Source organism: Collimonas sp. GW821-FHT07E08 (genome assembly GCF_059418905.1).
The window spans coordinates 1-18,454 of record NZ_JBWKQR010000031.1; the positions used below are offsets into that span (position 1 = coordinate 1).

14 protein-coding genes and 1 tRNA gene are annotated in these 18,454 nt (G+C 56.2%); 1 reads left to right on the plus strand and 14 read right to left on the minus strand.

The window, feature by feature from the left end:
- The 4 genes from AC07RZ_RS23630 to rpsL form a co-directional block, all read right to left on the minus strand.
- The coding region (locus tag AC07RZ_RS23630) for a GTP-binding protein (protein WP_005434227.1) at window positions 1–95 on the minus strand (95 nt) is incomplete at its 3' end.
- 94 nt (window positions 96–189) lie between these two features.
- Complete coding sequence (gene fusA / locus AC07RZ_RS23635; protein ID WP_092402163.1) at window positions 190–2,295, minus strand: elongation factor G; 2,106 nt, start codon at window positions 2,293–2,295, stop codon at window positions 190–192.
- A 125-nt stretch (window positions 2,296–2,420) separates the two neighbouring features.
- Window positions 2,421–2,891: a 30S ribosomal protein S7 gene (gene rpsG / locus AC07RZ_RS23640; RefSeq protein ID WP_061538666.1), complete on the minus strand. Its 471-nt coding sequence runs from the start codon at window positions 2,889–2,891 to the stop codon at window positions 2,421–2,423.
- Window positions 2,892–3,029: 138 nt separating this feature from the next.
- Window positions 3,030–3,413 (minus strand): 30S ribosomal protein S12, encoded by a 384-nt coding sequence (gene rpsL / locus AC07RZ_RS23645; protein ID WP_014004389.1) that lies wholly within the window; start codon window positions 3,411–3,413, stop codon window positions 3,030–3,032.
- Window positions 3,414–3,822: 409 nt separating this feature from the next.
- Here rpsL and AC07RZ_RS23650 point away from each other — a divergent pair, with 409 nt between their 5' ends.
- Complete coding sequence (locus tag AC07RZ_RS23650) at window positions 3,823–5,616, plus strand: phosphoethanolamine transferase (RefSeq protein ID WP_494669813.1); 1,794 nt, start codon at window positions 3,823–3,825, stop codon at window positions 5,614–5,616.
- A 102-nt stretch (window positions 5,617–5,718) separates the two neighbouring features.
- Here AC07RZ_RS23650 and rpoC read toward each other — a convergent pair whose 3' ends face one another.
- The 10 genes from rpoC to AC07RZ_RS23700 form a co-directional block, all read right to left on the minus strand.
- Window positions 5,719–9,954: a DNA-directed RNA polymerase subunit beta' gene (gene rpoC / locus AC07RZ_RS23655; RefSeq protein ID WP_092402168.1), complete on the minus strand. Its 4,236-nt coding sequence runs from the start codon at window positions 9,952–9,954 to the stop codon at window positions 5,719–5,721.
- A 200-nt stretch (window positions 9,955–10,154) separates the two neighbouring features.
- Window positions 10,155–14,261 carry a DNA-directed RNA polymerase subunit beta gene (gene rpoB / locus AC07RZ_RS23660; RefSeq protein ID WP_144742755.1) on the minus strand — a complete coding sequence of 1,369 codons (4,107 nt, stop codon included), beginning with the start codon at window positions 14,259–14,261 and terminating at the stop codon, window positions 10,155–10,157.
- Window positions 14,262–14,529: 268 nt separating this feature from the next.
- Window positions 14,530–14,904 (minus strand): 50S ribosomal protein L7/L12, encoded by a 375-nt coding sequence (gene rplL / locus AC07RZ_RS23665; RefSeq protein ID WP_494669814.1) that lies wholly within the window; start codon window positions 14,902–14,904, stop codon window positions 14,530–14,532.
- A 73-nt stretch (window positions 14,905–14,977) separates the two neighbouring features.
- Window positions 14,978–15,475, minus strand: coding sequence for a 50S ribosomal protein L10 (gene rplJ / locus AC07RZ_RS23670; protein ID WP_144742757.1), 498 nt, complete (start codon window positions 15,473–15,475; stop codon window positions 14,978–14,980).
- A 395-nt stretch (window positions 15,476–15,870) separates the two neighbouring features.
- Window positions 15,871–16,566: a 50S ribosomal protein L1 gene (rplA, locus tag AC07RZ_RS23675; RefSeq protein ID WP_092402176.1), complete on the minus strand. Its 696-nt coding sequence runs from the start codon at window positions 16,564–16,566 to the stop codon at window positions 15,871–15,873.
- Window positions 16,566–16,997 (minus strand): 50S ribosomal protein L11, encoded by a 432-nt coding sequence (gene rplK, locus AC07RZ_RS23680; RefSeq protein ID WP_038484621.1) that lies wholly within the window; start codon window positions 16,995–16,997, stop codon window positions 16,566–16,568. Before rplK ends, rplA begins: the two co-directional genes overlap by 1 nt.
- A 147-nt stretch (window positions 16,998–17,144) precedes the next feature.
- A complete protein-coding gene (nusG, locus tag AC07RZ_RS23685) occupies window positions 17,145–17,756 on the minus strand; it encodes a transcription termination/antitermination protein NusG (protein ID WP_092402179.1) in 612 nt (203 codons plus the stop codon).
- A complete protein-coding gene (gene secE, locus AC07RZ_RS23690) occupies window positions 17,756–18,139 on the minus strand; it encodes a preprotein translocase subunit SecE (RefSeq protein WP_014004380.1) in 384 nt (127 codons plus the stop codon). The genes nusG and secE overlap by 1 nt, the downstream gene beginning before the upstream one ends.
- 36 nt (window positions 18,140–18,175) lie before the next feature.
- Window positions 18,176–18,251, minus strand: a tRNA-Trp gene (locus AC07RZ_RS23695).
- A 126-nt stretch (window positions 18,252–18,377) separates the two neighbouring features.
- Window positions 18,378–18,454, minus strand: a 77-nt coding sequence (locus AC07RZ_RS23700) for an EF-Tu C-terminal domain-related protein (RefSeq protein WP_494669815.1), incomplete at its 5' end; no start/stop codon positions are given.

An 18,454-nucleotide genomic window follows, 5' to 3' on the forward strand; every position in this document is an offset into this window, starting at 1 on the left:
ATCGCTGCTGTCAGCGTGGTCTTGCCGTGGTCGACGTGGCCGATAGTGCCAACGTTGACGTGCGGCTTGGTCCGCTCGAATTTACCTTTTGCCATTTTATTCTTCCTTCAAAAAGAACGATGTCGTTAAACAATGAGTGAAACATTTCAACCCTTGCCCGCTCGTGGCGGGCAAGGGCTGCTTACCTGATTACTTGGCTTTAGAAGTTACGATTGCATCGATAACGTTCTTAGGCGCTTCGGAGTAGTGCTTGAATTCCATCGAGTAAGTTGCGCGGCCTTGGGTAGCCGAACGCAGCGAAGTCGAGTAACCGAACATTTCCGACAGAGGCACTTCGGCCTTGATGATCTTGCCGCCACCGCCGGCGATTTCATCCATGCCTTGAACCATGCCGCGACGCGACGACAGGTCGCCCATCACGGTACCGGCGTAGTCTTCCGGAGTTTCAACTTCGACAGCCATCATTGGCTCCAGAATAACCGGGCTGGCTTTACGGCAGCCATCCTTGAACGCCATCGAAGCGGCCATGCGGAACGCATTTTCGTTCGAGTCGACATCATGGTAAGAACCGAAGAACAGGGTTACCTTGACATCAACCACTGGGTAGCCGGCCAACACGCCGGTGTTCAGTGTTTCGCGCACACCCTTTTCAACTGCAGGGATGTATTCGCGTGGAACGGTACCGCCCTTGATCGCGTCGACGAACTCAAAGCCCTTGCCTGGTTCTTGCGGTTCGATCTTCAGAACCACGTGACCGTATTGACCACGACCACCCGATTGCTTGACGAACTTGCCTTCGATTTCTTCGCAAGTCTTGCGGATGGTTTCGCGATATGCAACCTGTGGCTTGCCGACGGTCGCTTCAACGCCAAATTCGCGCTTCATGCGGTCGACGATAATGTCCAGATGCAGTTCGCCCATACCGGCGATGATGGTTTGACCCGATTCTTCGTCAGTACGCACGCGGAACGATGGATCTTCAGCAGCCAGGCGGTTCAGAGCCAAGCCCATTTTTTCCTGGTCTTGCTTGGTCTTAGGCTCGACTGCCTGCGAAATCACCGGCTCAGGGAATACCATGCGTTCCAGGATGATGAATGCATTGGCGTCGCACAGTGTGTCGCCGGTAGTCGTATCCTTCATCCCGATCAGCGCAGCGATGTCGCCAGCCAGGATTTCCTTGATTTCTTCGCGCTGGTTCGCGTGCATCTGCACGATACGGCCGATACGCTCCTTCTTGCCCTTGATCGAGTTCAACACGGTGTCGCCCGAATTCAGGGTGCCCGAGTAGCAGCGCATGAAGCAGATCTGGCCAACGAACGGATCGGTTGCGATCTTGAACGCCAGGCCGGAAAACTTTTCGTCGTCTTCCGCTTTACGCGAGATCGGCGCATCGTCTTCATCCAGGCCTGGGACCGGCGGCACATCCACTGGCGACGGCAGGTAGTCGACGACGCCGTCCAGCATGGCTTGCACGCCCTTGTTCTTGAACGCGGTGCCGCACATCATCGGCACGATTTCGCTGGCCAGGGTACGTTGACGAATCGCAGCCTTGATTTCGGCTTCGGTCAGGTCGCCTTCTTCCAGGTACTTGTTCATCAGCTCTTCCGAAGCTTCGGCAGCGGCTTCAACCATGTTTTCACGCCATTTGGCAGCGTCCGCAGCCAGTTCGGCAGGAATGTCGCGGTAGTCGAACTTCATGCCTTGGCTAGCGTCGTCCCAGTAGATAGCCTTCATCTTGACCAGGTCGATCACGCCTTCAAACTTGTCTTCAGCGCCGATAGGCACTTGCATCGGCACAGGGTTAGCCTTCAGGCGAGCACGCATCTGCTCGAAAACCTTGAAGAAGTTCGCGCCGGTGCGGTCCATCTTGTTGACGAACGCCAGGCGTGGAACCTTGTACTTGTTGGCTTGACGCCAAACTGTTTCCGATTGCGGCTGCACGCCGCCGACTGCACAGTAAACCATGCAGGCGCCATCCAGAACACGCATCGAGCGCTCAACTTCAATCGTGAAGTCAACGTGGCCCGGGGTGTCGATGATGTTGATGTGGTGCTCAGCGAAATTACCCGCCATACCCTTCCAGAAGCAGGTCGTGGCAGCGGACGTGATGGTGATGCCGCGCTCTTGCTCTTGTTCCATCCAGTCCATGGTGGCGGCGCCATCATGCACTTCACCGATTTTGTGATTCACACCGGTATAAAACAGAACGCGTTCTGTAGTCGTGGTTTTACCTGCATCGATGTGAGCGGAGATACCGATATTGCGATAGCGCTCAATGGGGGTCTTGCGAGCCATGATTTATTCCTAAGTCTTTTAATGCACGAAACCGAGCGCCATTTTTAATAAAAATATGCGCTCGGCTCGAACAAATTTCAGATGCGGACAGACGTCTCGATTCAGGGAGGCGGCTGTCCAGTCTATTAGAAGCGGAAGTGCGAGAACGCCTTGTTCGCTTCTGCCATACGGTGAACTTCGTCACGCTTTTTCATTGCGCCGCCGCGGCCTTCTGCGGCTTCCAGCAATTCGCCGCCCAGGCGTTGCGGCATCGATTTTTCGCTGCGCTTGTTGGCTGCTTCACGCAACCAGCGCATCGACAACGCCATACGACGGACAGGACGGACTTCAACTGGCACCTGGTAGTTTGCACCACCAACGCGACGCGACTTGACTTCAACCAGCGGCTTGCAGTTGCCGATGGCAAGTGCAAACACTTCCAGCGGATCTTTGCCGGATTTGGTTTGAATGTGCTCGAAGGCACCGTAAATGATGTTTTCTGCGACCGATTTCTTACCGGACAACATCAGGACGTTGACGAACTTCGCAACATCAACATTGCCGAATTTCGGATCTGGCAGAATCTCCCGCTTGGGAACTTCACGACGACGTGGCATTTCGATTCCTTTCAATCTTCAGTTGAGCGCGCAGACCTTTTGTTCCTGCACACTCGCGGACAGCCATCATAGCCACCCACTTACTCGGCCCATTGGGGACCGACACTTATTCGCTTGGCTTGCGCCTGGCGAAAACTATTATTTCTTTGCAGCCTTGGCGCGTTTTGCACCGTACTTCGAACGCGCTTGCTTACGATCCTTGACGCCCTGGGTATCCAGTGCACCGCGAACCATGTGGTAACGCACACCCGGCAAGTCCTTCACACGGCCGCCGCGCAACAGCACGACACTATGTTCTTGCAGGTTATGGCCTTCACCGCCGATGTACGAAATGACTTCGAAACCGTTGGTCAGGCGAACTTTGGCAACTTTACGCAGAGCCGAGTTTGGCTTCTTTGGAGTTGTCGTATAAACGCGGGTGCAGACGCCGCGTTTTTGCGGGCTGTTTTCCAGCGCTGGTGATTTGCTCTTTACGACCGCAGAAACGCGCGGCTGGCGAATCAATTGATTGATGGTTGGCATCGTTATATATCCAACAAAATTACGACGTTAATAACAACAATCCCGAAATCGGTTGTCCGGGATTGGACAGATACTTGCGCTAGAAAAAATCATACAATTCGCGCACAATTCGATTCAGCAACAGAGGAGAAACGCGCCATAGAAAGCGGAAGCAGACCAAAGAACGTTCGGCCCATAGAGCCTACAATCGAGAACCCGCGAGTATATCCCTATGATGCCTTGCAGTCAACCGCCGTCTGGGATGCCTGGCCCGTAAACGCAACAGATCACGGCAATCCGGATTGCCTTGCGGGACAATTGTCTTTTTGAGCATCGAAATGACCGCCGGCGCCAGTGTTTATCTCGTGCGCAACGGTTACCGCCAGCGGCTTTGCGGGATAATGGGACTCGACTATTTTTCCCGCTGATGATGCCTGCCTTGCTTCGCCGTAATAACCTGTTCGTGCTGGTTACCTACCTGGCCCTGACCCTGGTTCCCTTCGTACCCCTCCTGTTCGGCCAGACGATAGATCATCCGCTCCGCATCATCATCACTGAAATCGGACTGTGGCTGGTGATCTGGTCCATCTTCAAGCGCCCCGCCTGGTTTCACTGGCTGCTGTTCCCTGCCTTTTTCGCGTTGCCTACCGAAATCTACCTGCGCAAATTTTACGGACAAGGCATCACCACCCACCACCTTGGGATCATCGCCGAAACCAGTCCGCGCGAGGCAATGGAGTTCCTGGGCGACAAGATCTGGTGGATGGCGCTGATCCTGGCCGTGGTTGTGCTGTGGTGGGCGCTCAGCTGGCTGGCGGCCAGCAGCACTCGCGACCTCGACCTGGAAGGGCCATCGCGCTGGTTTGGATGGTTAGTGCTCACTGTCGGTTTATGCATTTGGCTATATGGACAGGAGATCGGCGTCCAGGCAGTGCCGGCAGCCTCGGCAAACAGCAAGCAGGCTGCCTCTGAAAGCCAGGGCATGCATCTAGGCAAGCTTCCCAAATGGGCCGCAACGCCGCTGGAAGCGGATCCGGTCAGCCGCACCTGGCCTTTCGGGCTGGCGATACGCGGTTACGATTTCTGGAAAGAACGGGAATACCTGGACGACCTGGAACACAAGAACAGCCAGTTCCACTTCGGCGCACACCAGGCCAGCCAGCAAAACACACCCCAGGTCGTGGTGATGGTGATCGGCGAGTCTTCGCGCTACGACCGCTGGAGCCTTAACGGCTACCAGCGCGACACCAACCCCTTGCTCAGCAAGGAGAGCAACCTGGTCAGCTTTACCGATGTCATTACCTCGGTTTCCGCAACCCGCCTGTCGGTGCCGGTCATGGTGTCGCGCAAGCCGGCGACCGAGAGCCTGAAAGCCGGTTTCGCCGAGAAATCCTTCATCACCGCCTACAAAGAAGCCGGGTTCAAGACTTACTGGATTTCGAACCAAATGTCATACGGCAAATTCGACACGCCTGTTTCCGTGTTCGCCAACGAAGCGGACGTGGTGCAGTTCCTCAACCTCGGCGGCTTCACCGACACCTCTAACCTGGACGCCATCCTGCTGCCGCAGCTGCAAAAGGCGATGGGCGATCCGGCGGCCAAGAAGCTGATCGTGCTGCATACCCTGGGCAACCACTGGAACTACAGCCACCGTTATCCCCAGCAATTCGACAAATGGCAGCCTTCGCTGTTCGGCATCGAGCGCCCCGCCTATACCAACCTGGCGAACAAGCCAGCGATCAGCAACAGTTATGACAGCTCGATACTGTATGTCGACTGGTTCTTGTCGCAAGTCATTGCCACGCTCAAGGACTCCCGGCAACTGAGCGCCATGATGTACTTCTCCGACCATGGCCAGACCTTGTACGACGGCAGCTGCAAGATCGCCTTCCATGGCCACAACACCCAGTTCGAATTCCACATACCGGCCCTGATGTGGTATTCCGACCTCTACCGGAAAACCTATCCGGACAAGGTGGAACAGCTGCTGCGCCACAAACGCGCCCGGATGACCACCGAGAACGTGTTCCATTCCCTGCTCGACCTGGCCGACATCCGTTACCCGGACGAACGCCTGGAATGGAGCTTCCTGAGCAGCAGGCTGCGCCCCCACAAGCGCTATGTCGACAGCTACGGCTGGACCGACTACGACAACTCCACCTTCAAGGGCGACTGCAGGGAAGTGATCGACAACGGCAAGCCGATCAAGCAACAACGCGATTAAGAACGGCGCCGGCCTGAAACCGGGCTATCCCCGCGAGACATAAAAAAACGGCAGTGGATTTTCATCCACTGCCGTTTTGACTTGCTGATCCGGTTTAGCGGATTAAGCTTCCCCGCCCTGCGCGCCCAGCTCTTCAGCTGCGCGTGCCTCGGCAGCCGCCAGGCGGGCTGCCTGCTCGGATTGCAACAGCGCCGTGCGTTCTTCCGCTTCCCAGCTGTCTTTTTCCTTGCGTGCACGGTGGAATGCGAGACCGGTGCCGGCTGGGATCAGGCGGCCGACGATAACGTTTTCCTTCAGGCCGCGCAGAGTGTCTTTCTTGCCCATGATTGCGGCTTCGGTCAACACCCGGGTGGTTTCCTGGAACGATGCGGCCGAGATGAACGAATCGGTCGACAGCGATGCCTTGGTAATACCCAGCAATACGTTTTCGTAGGTTGCAGGAATCTTGCCCGCTGCAATCACACGATCGTTTTCGTCCAGCAGCTCCGAACGCTCGACCTGCTCGCCAGTGATGTAAGAAGCATCGCCGGCATCAACGATCTGAACGCGGCGCAACATCTGGCGCACGATCACTTCGATGTGCTTGTCGTTGATCTTCACGCCTTGCAAGCGGTACACGTCCTGGACTTCGTCGACGATGTAGCGTGCCAGCGCTTCGATACCCAGCAGGCGCAGGATGTCTTGCGGATCGGCTGGGCCGTCGACAATCATTTCGCCCTTGTTCACGACCTGGCCGTCATGCACCAGCACTTGCTTGTCCTTGGTAATCAGGAACTCGTGCTTGTTGCCGTCCATGTCTGTGATTTCCAGACGCTGCTTACCCTTGGTTTCCTTGCCGAAGGCCACAGTACCGGTGACTTCAGCCAGCATGCCCGCATCCTTCGGCGAACGTGCTTCGAACAGCTCGGCAACGCGCGGCAGACCACCGGTAATATCGCGTGTCTTTTGCGATTCGGTCGGGATACGCGCCAGCACTTCACCAACGTGCACTTGCTGACCGTCTTTCACGGTAATCAGCGCGCCCACCTGGAAGCCGATCGTCACAGCGTGTTCAGTGCCGGCGATCTTGACTTCTTCGCCTTGCTCGTTCAGCAGCTTGACTTGCGGACGGACAGTCTTGGTAACCGAACCGCGGCGTTTCGCATCGATAACCACCAATGTCGACAGGCCGGTGACTTCATCGATCTGACGGGCAACGGTCGAACCTTCTTCGACGTTCTCGAAGCGGACAGTACCGGTGTACTCGGTAATGATCGGACGGGTCAGCGGATCCCATGTCGCCAATGCGGTGCCGGCCTTGATGGTCAAACCATCCTTGACGATCAGGGTTGCACCGTAAGGTACTTTATGACGCTCGCGCTCACGGCCGTGGTCGTCGGTGATCAGGACTTCGCCGGAACGGGAAATCACGATCAGCTCGCCCTTGCCGTTAGTCACATAACGCATGGTCGCCGTGAAGCGGACCGTACCGTTGGACTTGGCTTCAACACTGGATGCCACTGCCGAACGCGACGCCGCACCACCGATGTGGAAGGTACGCATGGTCAGCTGGGTACCAGGCTCACCGATCGACTGCGCAGCAACCACGCCGACTGCTTCACCGTTGTTGACCAGCGTGCCGCGGCCCAGGTCGCGGCCGTAACATTGCGCGCACAGGCCGTAGCGTGTGTCGCAAGTCAGCGGCGTGCGGACCTTGACTTCATCGATGCCCAGGCGTTCGATTTCTTCCACTGCATCTTCATCCAGCAAGGTGCCGGCTTCGTACAGGGTGCTCTGGGTTTCCGGATTGACGATATCGTTGGCGGCAACGCGGCCGAGGATACGGTCGCGCAGCGCTTCGATCACTTCACCGCCTTCAACCATCGCCTTCATCGAGGCGCCGTTGGACGTGCCGCAATCGTCTTCGATCACGACCAGATCCTGGGTCACGTCAACCAGACGACGTGTCAGGTAACCCGAGTTCGCTGTCTTCAGCGCGGTATCGGCCAGACCTTTACGTGCACCGTGGGTCGAAATGAAGTACTGCAAAACATTCAGACCTTCGCGGAAGTTCGCGGTGATCGGCGTTTCGATAATCGAACCATCCGGTTTCGCCATCAGGCCACGCATACCGGCCAGCTGGCGAATCTGCGCGGCAGAACCGCGCGCGCCGGAGTCGGCCATCATGTAAATGGCGTTGAACGATTCCTGGGTGCCCTTGGTGCCGTCGCGGCGGATCACGTCTTCTACCTTGAGCTGTTCCATCATGGCCTTGCCGACGTCGTCGCCGGCCTTGCCCCAGATGTCCACAACCTTGTTGTAGCGCTCGCCTGCAGTCACCAGACCGGACGAGTACTGCTGTTCGATCTGCTTCACTTCTTGTTCTGCGGTAGCGATGATGGTTGCCTTTTGCGGCGGTACCAGCATGTCGTCCACGCAGATCGAGATGCCGGCGCGGGTCGCCAGGCGGAAACCGGACTGCATCAGCTGGTCGGCGAACACCACCGTAGCGCGCAGGCCACACTTGCGGAATGCCGTGTTGATCAGCTTCGAGATTTCCTTCTTCTTCAACGCGCGGTTCAGCACGGTGAATGGCAAGCCCTTCGGCAGGATTTCCGACAGGATCGCACGGCCGACAGTCGTTTCGTAACGCTTGATGGTCTTGACGAACTCGCCTGTGACCGGATCCTTCGGATACTCGGTGATACGCACGGTAACGCGGGTAGTCAGCTCGACTTCCTTGTTGTCGTAGGCGCGGATGGCTTCCGACACGTCAGGGAACATCATGCCTTCGCCCTTGCCGTTGATTTGCTCACGGGTGGCGTAGTACAGGCCCAGCACGATATCCTGCGACGGCACGATCGACGGTTCGCCGTTCGATGGGAACAGGATGTTGTTGGAAGCCAGCATCAAGGTGCGTGCTTCCATCTGTGCTTCGATCGACAGTGGAACGTGGACCGCCATCTGGTCGCCGTCAAAGTCGGCGTTGAATGCGGCGCAGACCAGCGGGTGCAATTGGATTGCCTTGCCTTCGATCAGGACCGGCTCAAACGCCTGGATGCCCAGACGGTGCAATGTAGGCGCACGGTTCAACATGACCGGATGTTCGCGGATCACGTCTTCCAGGATGTCCCACACCACGGAAGTCTGGTTTTCAACTTCCTTCTTGGCTGCCTTGATCGTGCTGGCGATGCCCATCACTTCCAGCTTGTGGAAAATGAACGGCTTGAACAGTTCCAGCGCCATCAGCTTCGGCAAGCCGCACTGATGCAGTTTCAGTTGTGGACCCACCACGATAACCGAACGGCCGGAATAGTCGACGCGCTTGCCCAGCAAGTTCTGACGGAAACGGCCGCCCTTGCCCTTGATCATTTCTGCCAGGGATTTCAGCGGACGCTTGTTGGCGCCAGTCATTGCCTTGCCGCGACGGCCGTTGTCCAGCAGCGAGTCAACCGCTTCCTGCAGCATCCGCTTTTCGTTGCGGGTGATGATTTCCGGAGCGCGCAATTCCATCAGGCGCTTCAGGCGATTGTTACGGTTGATGACGCGGCGATACAGGTCGTTCAGGTCGGAGGTGGCGAAACGGCCGCCATCCAGCGGCACCAGCGGACGCAGCTCAGGCGGCAGCACCGGCAGCACTTCCATGATCATCCAGTCAGGCTTGATGCCCGAACGCTGGAACGCTTCCAGCACCTTCAGGCGCTTGGCGTATTTCTTGATCTTGGCTTCGGACTTGGACTCTTTCAATTCCTGGCGCAGGGTTTCCGCATCACGGTCGATATCGATCGCGCGCAGCAACTCACGGATGCCTTCGGCGCCCATGAATGCGGTGAAGTCGTCGCCGTACTCTTCGTACTTGGCAGCGTAGTCGTCTTCCGACATGATCTGGCATTTTTTCAGCGGGGTCATGCCTGGATCGGTGATGACGTAGGCTTCAAAATACAATACGCGTTCGATATCCCGCAGGGTCATGTCGAGGACCATGCCCAGACGCGACGGCAGCGATTTCAGGAACCAGATATGCGCAGTCGGCGAAGCCAGTTCGATATGGCCCATGCGCTCACGGCGCACCTTGGCCAGCGTGACTTCAACGCCACACTTTTCGCAGATGACGCCGCGGTGCTTCAGGCGCTTGTACTTGCCGCAGAGGCATTCGTAGTCTTTGATCGGGCCAAAGATCTTGGCGCAGAACAGACCGTCGCGCTCTGGCTTGAAAGTACGGTAGTTGATGGTTTCAGGCTTTTTTACTTCGCCATAAGACCACGAACGAATTTTTTCGGGCGACGCCAGACCAATCTTGATCGAGTCGAACTGTTCATTTTGCTGAACTTGCTTGAATAAATCGAGCAGTGCTTTCATGTATCACTCCAGTTGGCGTGAAGAAACTAAGATTCTTTACTGTTGCTGCGTGGGGGAAACCATCGCCCCACTTCCTTTGTATCGCTGCAGTCCGGTCTGACTCGACCTCACGGTCTGATCAGTTGGGGACAGAGTAATTCGTCGCGCTTCGGCGACTCATAAACTCTGTCCCGCAATGAGGGACGGTCGATCTTGACCGCTTATTCGCGGTCAAGATCCATATCAATACCCAGCGAGCGGATTTCCTTCAACAGCACGTTGAAGGATTCCGGCATGCCTGCATCGATCACATGGTCACCCTTGACCAGGTTTTCATAGACCTTGGTACGGCCGTTCACGTCATCCGACTTCACTGTCAGCATTTCCTGCAGCACGTACGACGCACCGTAAGCTTCCAATGCCCAGACTTCCATCTCACCGAAACGCTGGCCGCCGAACTGTGCCTTACCGCCCAGAGGCTGCTGTGTAACCAGCGAGTAAGGACCGGTAGAACGTGCATGCATCTTGTCGTCGACCAGATGGTGCAGTTTCAGGTAGTGCATGTAGCCGACAGTGACACTGCGCTCGAAAGCTTCGCCGGTACGGCCGTCGTACATCGTTACCTGGTTCTTCGAAGGCGTCATGCCCAGCTGCTTGGCGATGGCGTCCGGATATGCCAGGTCCAGCATGCGGCGGATTTCATCTTCGTGCGCACCGTCGAACACTGGCGTTGCGAACGGCACGCCGGCTTTCAGGTTGCTGGCCAAGTGCAGGATCTCGTCGTCCGTCAGGCTATCCAGGTCTTCCGATTTGCCGGATTCGTTGTAGATAGTCGTCAGGAACTTGCGCAGTTCTGCAATCTTGGTTTGCGCCTTCAGCATTTCGCCGATGCGCAGGCCCAGACCCTTGGCAGCCCAGCCCAAGTGGACTTCCAGAACCTGACCGATGTTCATACGCGAAGGAACGCCCAGCGGGTTCAGCACGATGTCTGCCGGCGTACCGTCGGCCATGTGCGGCATGTCTTCGATCGGCAGGATGCGCGAAACCACACCCTTGTTACCGTGGCGGCCGGCCATCTTGTCGCCAGGCTGCAGGCGGCGTTTGACAGCCAGGTAAACCTTGACCATCTTTTGCACGCCAGGCTGCAGCTCATCGCCTTGGGTCAGCTTCTTGCGTTTTTCTTCGAATGCCAGGTCGAACTGGTGGCGCTTCTCGGCGATCGATTCCTTGATCGCTTCCAGCGCTACCGCCGCATCGTCGTCCGCAGGGCGGATATCGAACCAGTGGTATTTGTCCAGGTCTGCCAGGTATTCCTTGGTCAGCTTGGCGCCCTTGGCCAGTTTCTTCGGACCGCCGTTGACTACCTTGCCGATCAGCATGCGTTCCAGACGTTCGAAGGCATCGCCTTCAACAATCCGCAACTGGTCGTTCAGGTCCAGGCGATAGCGTTGCAGTTCATCGTCGATGATCTGCTGTGCGCGCTTGTCGCGCTGGATGCCTTCGCGGGTAAACACCTGGACGTCGATCACGGTGCCGACCATGCCCGAAGGCACGCGCAGCGAGGTATCTTTTACGTCCGATGCTTTTTCACCGAAAATCGCGCGCAGCAGCTTTTCTTCAGGCGTCAGCTGGGTTTCGCCCTTAGGCGTCACCTTACCGACCAGCGTATCGCCGGCTTCGACTTCGGCACCGATGTAGACGATGCCCGATTCATCCAGGCGCGCCAGCTGGTTTTCGGCCAGGTTGGAGATGTCGCGGGTGATTTCTTCAGCGCCCAGCTTGGTGTCGCGTGCAACCACCGACAACTCTTCGATATGGATCGAAGTGTAGCGATCGTCAGCCACGACTTTTTCGGAGATCAGGATCGAATCTTCGAAGTTGTAGCCGTTCCATGGCATGAACGCCACCAGCATGTTCTGGCCCAGGGCCAACTCACCCAGGTCGGTCGATGCGCCATCGGCGATCACGTCATGCTTGGCGACGCGGTCGCCAACCTGCACGATTGGCCGCTGGTTGATGTTGGTGTTCTGGTTCGAACGTGTGTACTTGATCAGGTTGTAGATATCGACACCGACTTCGCCGGCTGTCGCTTCTTCGTCATTCACACGAATAACGACACGGCCCGCATCGACGTAATCAACGATACCGCCACGCAGCGCCTGCACGGTTGTACCCGAGTCAACCGCCACGGTGCGTTCGATGCCGGTACCGACCAACGCCTTCTCTGGACGCAGGCAAGGAACCGCTTGACGCTGCATGTTGGCGCCCATCAACGCACGATTCGCATCATCGTGTTCGAGGAACGGGATCAGCGAAGCTGCAACCGAAACCACCTGGCCTGGCGCCACGTCCATGTACTGGACGCGTTCTGGCGATACCAAAATGGTTTCGCCGGCTTCGCGAGCCGAAACCAGTTCATCCGACAGCTTCAGGGACTTGTCGATGGTCGCATTCGCCTGGGCGATGATGTAGCGGCCTTCTTCAATTGCCGACAGATAATCGATCTGGTCGGTAACCTTGCTATCCTCAACCTTGCGGTACGGTGTCTCGAGGAAACCGTATTCGTTCAGGCGAGCATACAAAGCCAGCGAGTTGATCAGGCCGATGTTCGGACCTTCCGGTGTTTCGATCGGGCATACGCGGCCGTAGTGGGTCGGATGCACGTCGCGCACTTCAAAGCCGGCGCGCTCACGCGTCAAACCGCCCGGTCCAAGTGCCGATACACGGCGCTTGTGGGTGATTTCCGACAACGGATTGGTCTGGTCCATAAACTGCGACAACTGCGACGAACCGAAGAATTCACGGATAGCAGCCGAAATCGGCTTGGAATTGATCAGGTCATGCGGCATCAGGTTGTCCGCTTCGGCTTGGCCGAGACGTTCCTTGACTGCGCGCTCGACACGCACCAGGCCGGCGCGGAACTGGTTCTCAGCCAGTTCGCCGACGCAACGCACGCGACGGTTGCCCAGGTGATCGATATCGTCCACTTCGCCGCGGCCGTTACGCAATTCAACCAGGATCTTGATCACAGCCAGCACGTCATCGTTCGACAGCGTCATGGCGCCAGTCAGTTCATCGCGGCCGATGCGGCGGTTGAACTTCATGCGGCCGACAGCCGACAGATCGTAGCGGTCTGCGTTGTAGAACAGTCCGTTGAACAGCGCCTCGACCGAATCTTCGGTTGGCGGTTCGCCAGGACGCATCATGCGGTAGATCGCAACGCGGGCAGCCATCTGGTCGTTGGTGTCATCGCTGCGCAGGGTTTGCGAGATGTAGCTACCTTGGTCCAGGTCGTTGGTGTACAGGGTCTGGATGTCGCTGATGTCAGCTTCACGCAGCTTGGCCAGCAATTCTTCGGTCAGCTCGTCGTTGGCGTTGGCAACTACTTCGCCGGTGTCGCCGTCAACGATGTTGCGCGCCAGCACGCGGCCCAGCAGATAGTCTTCCGGTACCGAGATATGCTTGATGCCGGCAGCTTCCACGTCACGCACATGCTTGGAATTGATGCGCTTGTCTTTAGCGACCAGGACCTTGCCAGACTTGTCGGTGATGTCGAAACGCGCAACTTCACCACGCAGGCGTTCTGCAACGAATTCCATCTCGGCGCCTTCGTTACGCAACGCGAAGTTGTCGAATACGAAGAAGTTGGCCAGGATCTGCTCGACCGACATGCCGATCGCTTTCAGCAGGATCGTGACGGGCATCTTGCGGCGGCGGTCGACGCGGAAGAACAGGATGTCTTTCGGGTCGAACTCGAAGTCGAGCCATGAACCACGGTAAGGAATGATACGGGCCGAGAACAGCAGTTTGCCGGACGAGTGCGTCTTGCCGCGGTCGTGTTCAAAGAACACGCCTGGCGAGCGATGCAGCTGCGACACGATGACGCGCTCGGTGCCGTTGATCACGAACGAGCCGGTAGTCGTCATGAGCGGCAGTTCGCCCATGTAGACTTCCTGCTCTTTCATTTCCTTGACGACCGGCTTGGTCGGCGATTCCTTGTCCAGGATCACCAGGCGCACCTTGGCGCGCAACGGCGACGCGAACGTCAGTCCGCGCTGCTGGCATTCCTTGACGTCGAACGGCGGATCGCCGAGCACGTAGGACAAGAATTCGAGACGCGCAAAACCATTGTGCGAAACGATAGGGAAAATAGAAGTGAAAGCCGACTGCAGGCCCTCGTTCTTACGTTGAGACGGTACTTTGTCTGCTTGCAAAAAGCCAAGATACGACTCGAGCTGGGTCGCCAGCAGGAACGGAACGTGGTGAACGTTAGCGCGTTTCGCAAAAGATTTACGAATACGCTTCTTCTCAGTAAATGAGTAGTGCATTGAACACTCCGTGAGTGACAGGAAGGATAGAGAATTCAGGATTCGCCGGATCTTTCAGAAAACTAGACAAAACTTCTGTACTAGTTAAACTGTCTTACCCGGCAATTCCTCAAGTCTCAGCCCTTCGAGCTTGATGGCAACGGACGCTTAATAAAACAACAAGCGCTAAACAAAATCAAAAACGACAAAGGAGCCAAAGCCGAACTCTCCTTTTCGAGAGTTCTGCACTTTGACTCCAGCGCAATAAATGCGCTCTAAAAAGCTGAAATTACTTGATTTCAGCTTCTGCGCCGGCTTCAACCAATTTCTTGGCTGCTGCATCAGCGTCGGCTTTCGAAATGCCTTCTTTAACTGGCTTCGGTGCGCCGTCAACCAGGTCTTTAGCTTCTTTCAAGCCCAGGCCGGTGATTTCGCGAACTGCCTTAATTACGCCAACCTTGTTAGCGCCGATGCCCTTGAGGACAACGGTGAACTCGGTTTGCTCTTCAACAGCAGCAGCTGCGCCGCCGCCTGCGCCGCCGGCAACTGCAACTGCAGCTGCGGAAACGCCGAACTTCTCTTCGAATGCCTTTACCAGGTCATTCAATTCCATAACAGTCAGACCATCGATCTGGGTCAGGAATGCATCTTTATCAAAAGCCATGTGAAACTCCTAATTTTTTACAGTAATAACATCTGATTGGTTTTAACGCCAAGAAAGCGCCATGAAACGGCAATTAAGCAGCTTCGGCTTCTTTCTTTGCTGCCAGAGCAGCCAAACCACGCACAAATCCAGCGATCGGCATCTGCATCATGCCCACAACTTGGGCCAGCAGAACTTCGCGGCTTGGAATGTTTGCCAACGCTTGCACAGCCGCTTTATCAAGCGACTTGCCAGCGTAGTTACCTGCCTTGACGACCAGTTTGTCGTTGGTTTTTGCAAAGTCGTTGATGACTTTTGCAGCAGCAACGGCGTCCTCGGAGATCGAATAGATCAGCGGGCCGGTCATTTGCGAGGCGAGGTCGGCAAACGCGGTACCTTCAACGGCGCGACGTGCCAGTGTATTTTTCAATACACGCAAGTACACACCCTGGGTACGCGCATTAGCGCGCAGTTGGGTCAAGTGACCAACCTGGATGCCACGATATTCGGCCACGACGATAGTCTGCGCATTTGCTACTTTTGCAGAGACTTCGGCGACTACGGCCTTTTTGTCATTCAGATTGAGACTCAAGATCAACCTCCAAAAATGATGCTCGGCCATTACACAGCCGCAAATGGCTGCTTGCCTCACATCGGTTCGAACACGGCGTCCGAAGTTAGGAGTTCAGGACTTGCGCATGATTACTCAGAGTGAATCAGCACGCAGCGATGAGACTACAAAACTTGTTCGGGTACACCATCTGCGTTGGGTTGCTTGCGCGATTTAACTTTGTGCCGCAGTTGATAACCACCTGCTGCACGCCGCCCAACGGTCTTTGATTGCCTGGACCTGCATCGTTACCGCCAATACAGGTCCAGCCCAAAGATGCGCCCGGTTGCGCATCGCGCAGCCGGGACTTTATTCTCAATCAGTTGGGGACAGAGTACCGCTACGCTTAACTCTGTCCCGCAATACTTATATTAAGCTTACGCAGCCAGTGTCGTTTGATCGACACGAACGCCGGCACCCATTGTCGAGGACAAGGAGATCTTGCGCAGGTATACACCCTTGCTGGTGGCTGGCTTTGCTTTGCTCAATGCGTCGATCAGCGCCAACAGGTTGGACTTCAGTTCTGCATCGCTAAACGATTTGCGGCCGATGGTTGCGTGGACGATACCGGCTTTGTCGGTACGGTATTGCACTTGACCGGCTTTTGCGTTCTTGACGGCAGTAGCAACGTCAGCAGTCACGGTGCCAACCTTCGGATTCGGCATCAGGCCGCGTGGTCCCAGGATCTGGCCCAGGGTACCGACGATACGCATGGTATCCGGCGATGCGATCACGATGTCGAAAGGCATGTTGCCGGCTTTGATCTGCTCAGCCAGGTCTTCCATGCCAACGATGTCGGCGCCGGCAGCTTTAGCTTGTTCGGCTTTTTCGCCGGAAGCAAATACTGCAACGCGAACGGTCTTGCCGGTGCCGGCTGGCAGCACGACGGAACCGCGAACCACTTGGTCCGATTTCTTTGCATCAACGCCCAGCTGGACGGATACGTCGATCGATTCATTGAATTTTGCAGTAGCGCATTCCTTGATCAACGCAACTGCGTTGTCAAACGGATATACCTTGGTGCGATCAACTTTAGCCTTGATCGCTTTTGCGCGTTTAGTTAACTTAGCCATTACAGACCCTCCACCGTGATGCCCATCGAACGAGCAGAACCGGCGATAGTACGTACGCCAGCTTCCAGATCAGCACCGGTCAAATCGGGCTTTTTCAAGGTAGCGATTTCTTCTGCTTGCTTGCGGGTGATCGAACCAACCTTGTCGGTGTGCGGCTTGGCCGAACCCTTGGTGATGCCGGCGGCCTTCTTGATCAGGATCGTTGCCGGAGGAGTCTTCATCACGAAAGTGAAGGACTTGTCGGCGAACGCTGTGATCACGACAGGAATCGGCAGACCTGGTTCGACACCTTGGGTCTGGGCATTGAATGCCTTGCAGAATTCCATGATGTTCAGACCGCGCTGACCCAATGCCGGGCCAATTGGTGGGGATGGGTTTGCTTTACCAGCTGGCACTTGCAGCTTGATAAAACCAATGATTTTCTTTGCCATGATGGCTCCTAAGTGTTGTGAGTATTAGCGCCTGTTCGATCTTGCGACCTAGTAGGGCTCCTCTTACTGCTCCGGATTCCATGAGGTTTAATTCATGACGCTCCGAACGGCGCTTGAAAATTCTGTTCTGCCCGGCTGGAATTCAGCTCAGACCTTTTCGACCTTGTCGAATTCCAGCTCAACCGGCGTAGCGCGGCCGAAGATGGTGACAGTCACGCGCACACGCGATTTTTCGTAGTTCACTTCTTCGACATTGCCGTTGAAGTCGGTGAAAGCACCTTCCTTGATCCGCACCAGCTCGCCGACTTCATACAAGACCTTAGGCCGCGGCTTCTCGATGCCGTCTTGCATCTGCTGCATGATCTTGTCGACTTCGTGCTGCGGAATCGGGGTAGGCTTATTCGATTTGCCGCCGATGAAACCGGTTACCTTGTTCGTGTTCTTCACCAGATGCCAGGTTTCGTCGGTCATTTCCATCTCGACCAGGACGTAGCCCGGGAAGAAACGACGTTCGGTAACGGCTTTCTGGCCATTCTTGACTTCAATCACTTCTTCAGTCGGCACCAGGATCTGGCCGAACTGTTCCTGCATTCCAGCGCGGTCGATCCGCTCGGTCAGCGCGCGTTGCACGCTCTTTTCCATACCGGAATAAGCATGCACGACATACCAGCGCTTTTTACCCACAACCGCGCCCGCAGCCGCCGAAGGCGTTGCTGCAGGCGGCGTGCCTTGCGCGTCGTCTTGTGTGCTATCGCTCATTATTGTTTCCAGCCCAAAATCACGTCGTATAACAAAACCTCGAGGAGCTTATCGATGCCCCACAGGAAAATAGCCATTACCAGCACAAATGCAAAAACGATGGCAGTGATCTGCATCGCTTCCTTGCGGGTCGGCCAAACAACTTTTTTTGTCTCACGCACGGCTTCTTTGGCGAAACCGAGGAATTCACGGCCTTGCGTGGATGTCCAGGCGAAGGCGATTGCCACCACCAAACCGGCAACCAGGGCGCCAGCGCGCACCAGGCCAGACTGGCCCGACAAAAAATAAAAGCCGACAACGCCGGCAACGACAGCCAAAACTGCCAGAATTACTTTGAGCTTGCTGCCGGATTCGCCGACAGTTTGCACAGGGTGGTTAGACATACGCGGTTTACTTTCAGTACCCTACACCTGAATCGGTGGCAGGGGCGGAGGGCATCGAACCCCCAACCTCCGGTTTTGGAGACCGGCGCTCTGCCAATTGAGCTACACCCCTACGCTTAAAACACTTTATCTGAACGGCTTGGCCAGCAACCCGCTTTCACAAGTACGCATACCATTCAGACATCAACGCCGCGAAGCGGGAATTTCCCGGGTCGCGGCGATTACAGCTTTTCTTCTTTTAGTCAGCCAGGATCTTGGCGACAACACCTGCACCAACGGTACGGCCACCTTCGCGGATCGCGAAACGCAGGCCTT

Excerpts from the sequence above, each read along its gene's own strand:
- secE (WP_014004380.1), bottom strand. The coding sequence starts at position 18,139 with ATGTCTAACCACCCTGTGCAAACTGTCGGCGAATCCGGCAGCAAGCTC.
- rpoC (WP_092402168.1), bottom strand. The coding sequence starts at position 9,954 with ATGAAAGCACTGCTCGATTTATTCAAGCAAGTTCAGCAAAATGAACAG.
- rpsL (WP_014004389.1), bottom strand. The coding sequence starts at position 3,413 with ATGCCAACCATCAATCAATTGATTCGCCAGCCGCGCGTTTCTGCGGTC.
- nusG (WP_092402179.1), bottom strand. The coding sequence starts at position 17,756 with ATGAGCGATAGCACACAAGACGACGCGCAAGGCACGCCGCCTGCAGCA.
- rplL (WP_494669814.1), bottom strand. The coding sequence starts at position 14,904 with ATGGCTTTTGATAAAGATGCATTCCTGACCCAGATCGATGGTCTGACT.
- rpoB (WP_144742755.1), bottom strand. The coding sequence starts at position 14,261 with ATGCACTACTCATTTACTGAGAAGAAGCGTATTCGTAAATCTTTTGCG.
- fusA (WP_092402163.1), bottom strand. The coding sequence starts at position 2,295 with ATGGCTCGCAAGACCCCCATTGAGCGCTATCGCAATATCGGTATCTCC.
- rplA (WP_092402176.1), bottom strand. The coding sequence starts at position 16,566 with ATGGCTAAGTTAACTAAACGCGCAAAAGCGATCAAGGCTAAAGTTGAT.
- rplK (WP_038484621.1), bottom strand. The coding sequence starts at position 16,997 with ATGGCAAAGAAAATCATTGGTTTTATCAAGCTGCAAGTGCCAGCTGGT.
- rpsG (WP_061538666.1), bottom strand. The coding sequence starts at position 2,891 with ATGCCACGTCGTCGTGAAGTTCCCAAGCGGGAGATTCTGCCAGATCCG.
- AC07RZ_RS23650 (WP_494669813.1), top strand. The coding sequence starts at position 3,823 with ATGCCTGCCTTGCTTCGCCGTAATAACCTGTTCGTGCTGGTTACCTAC.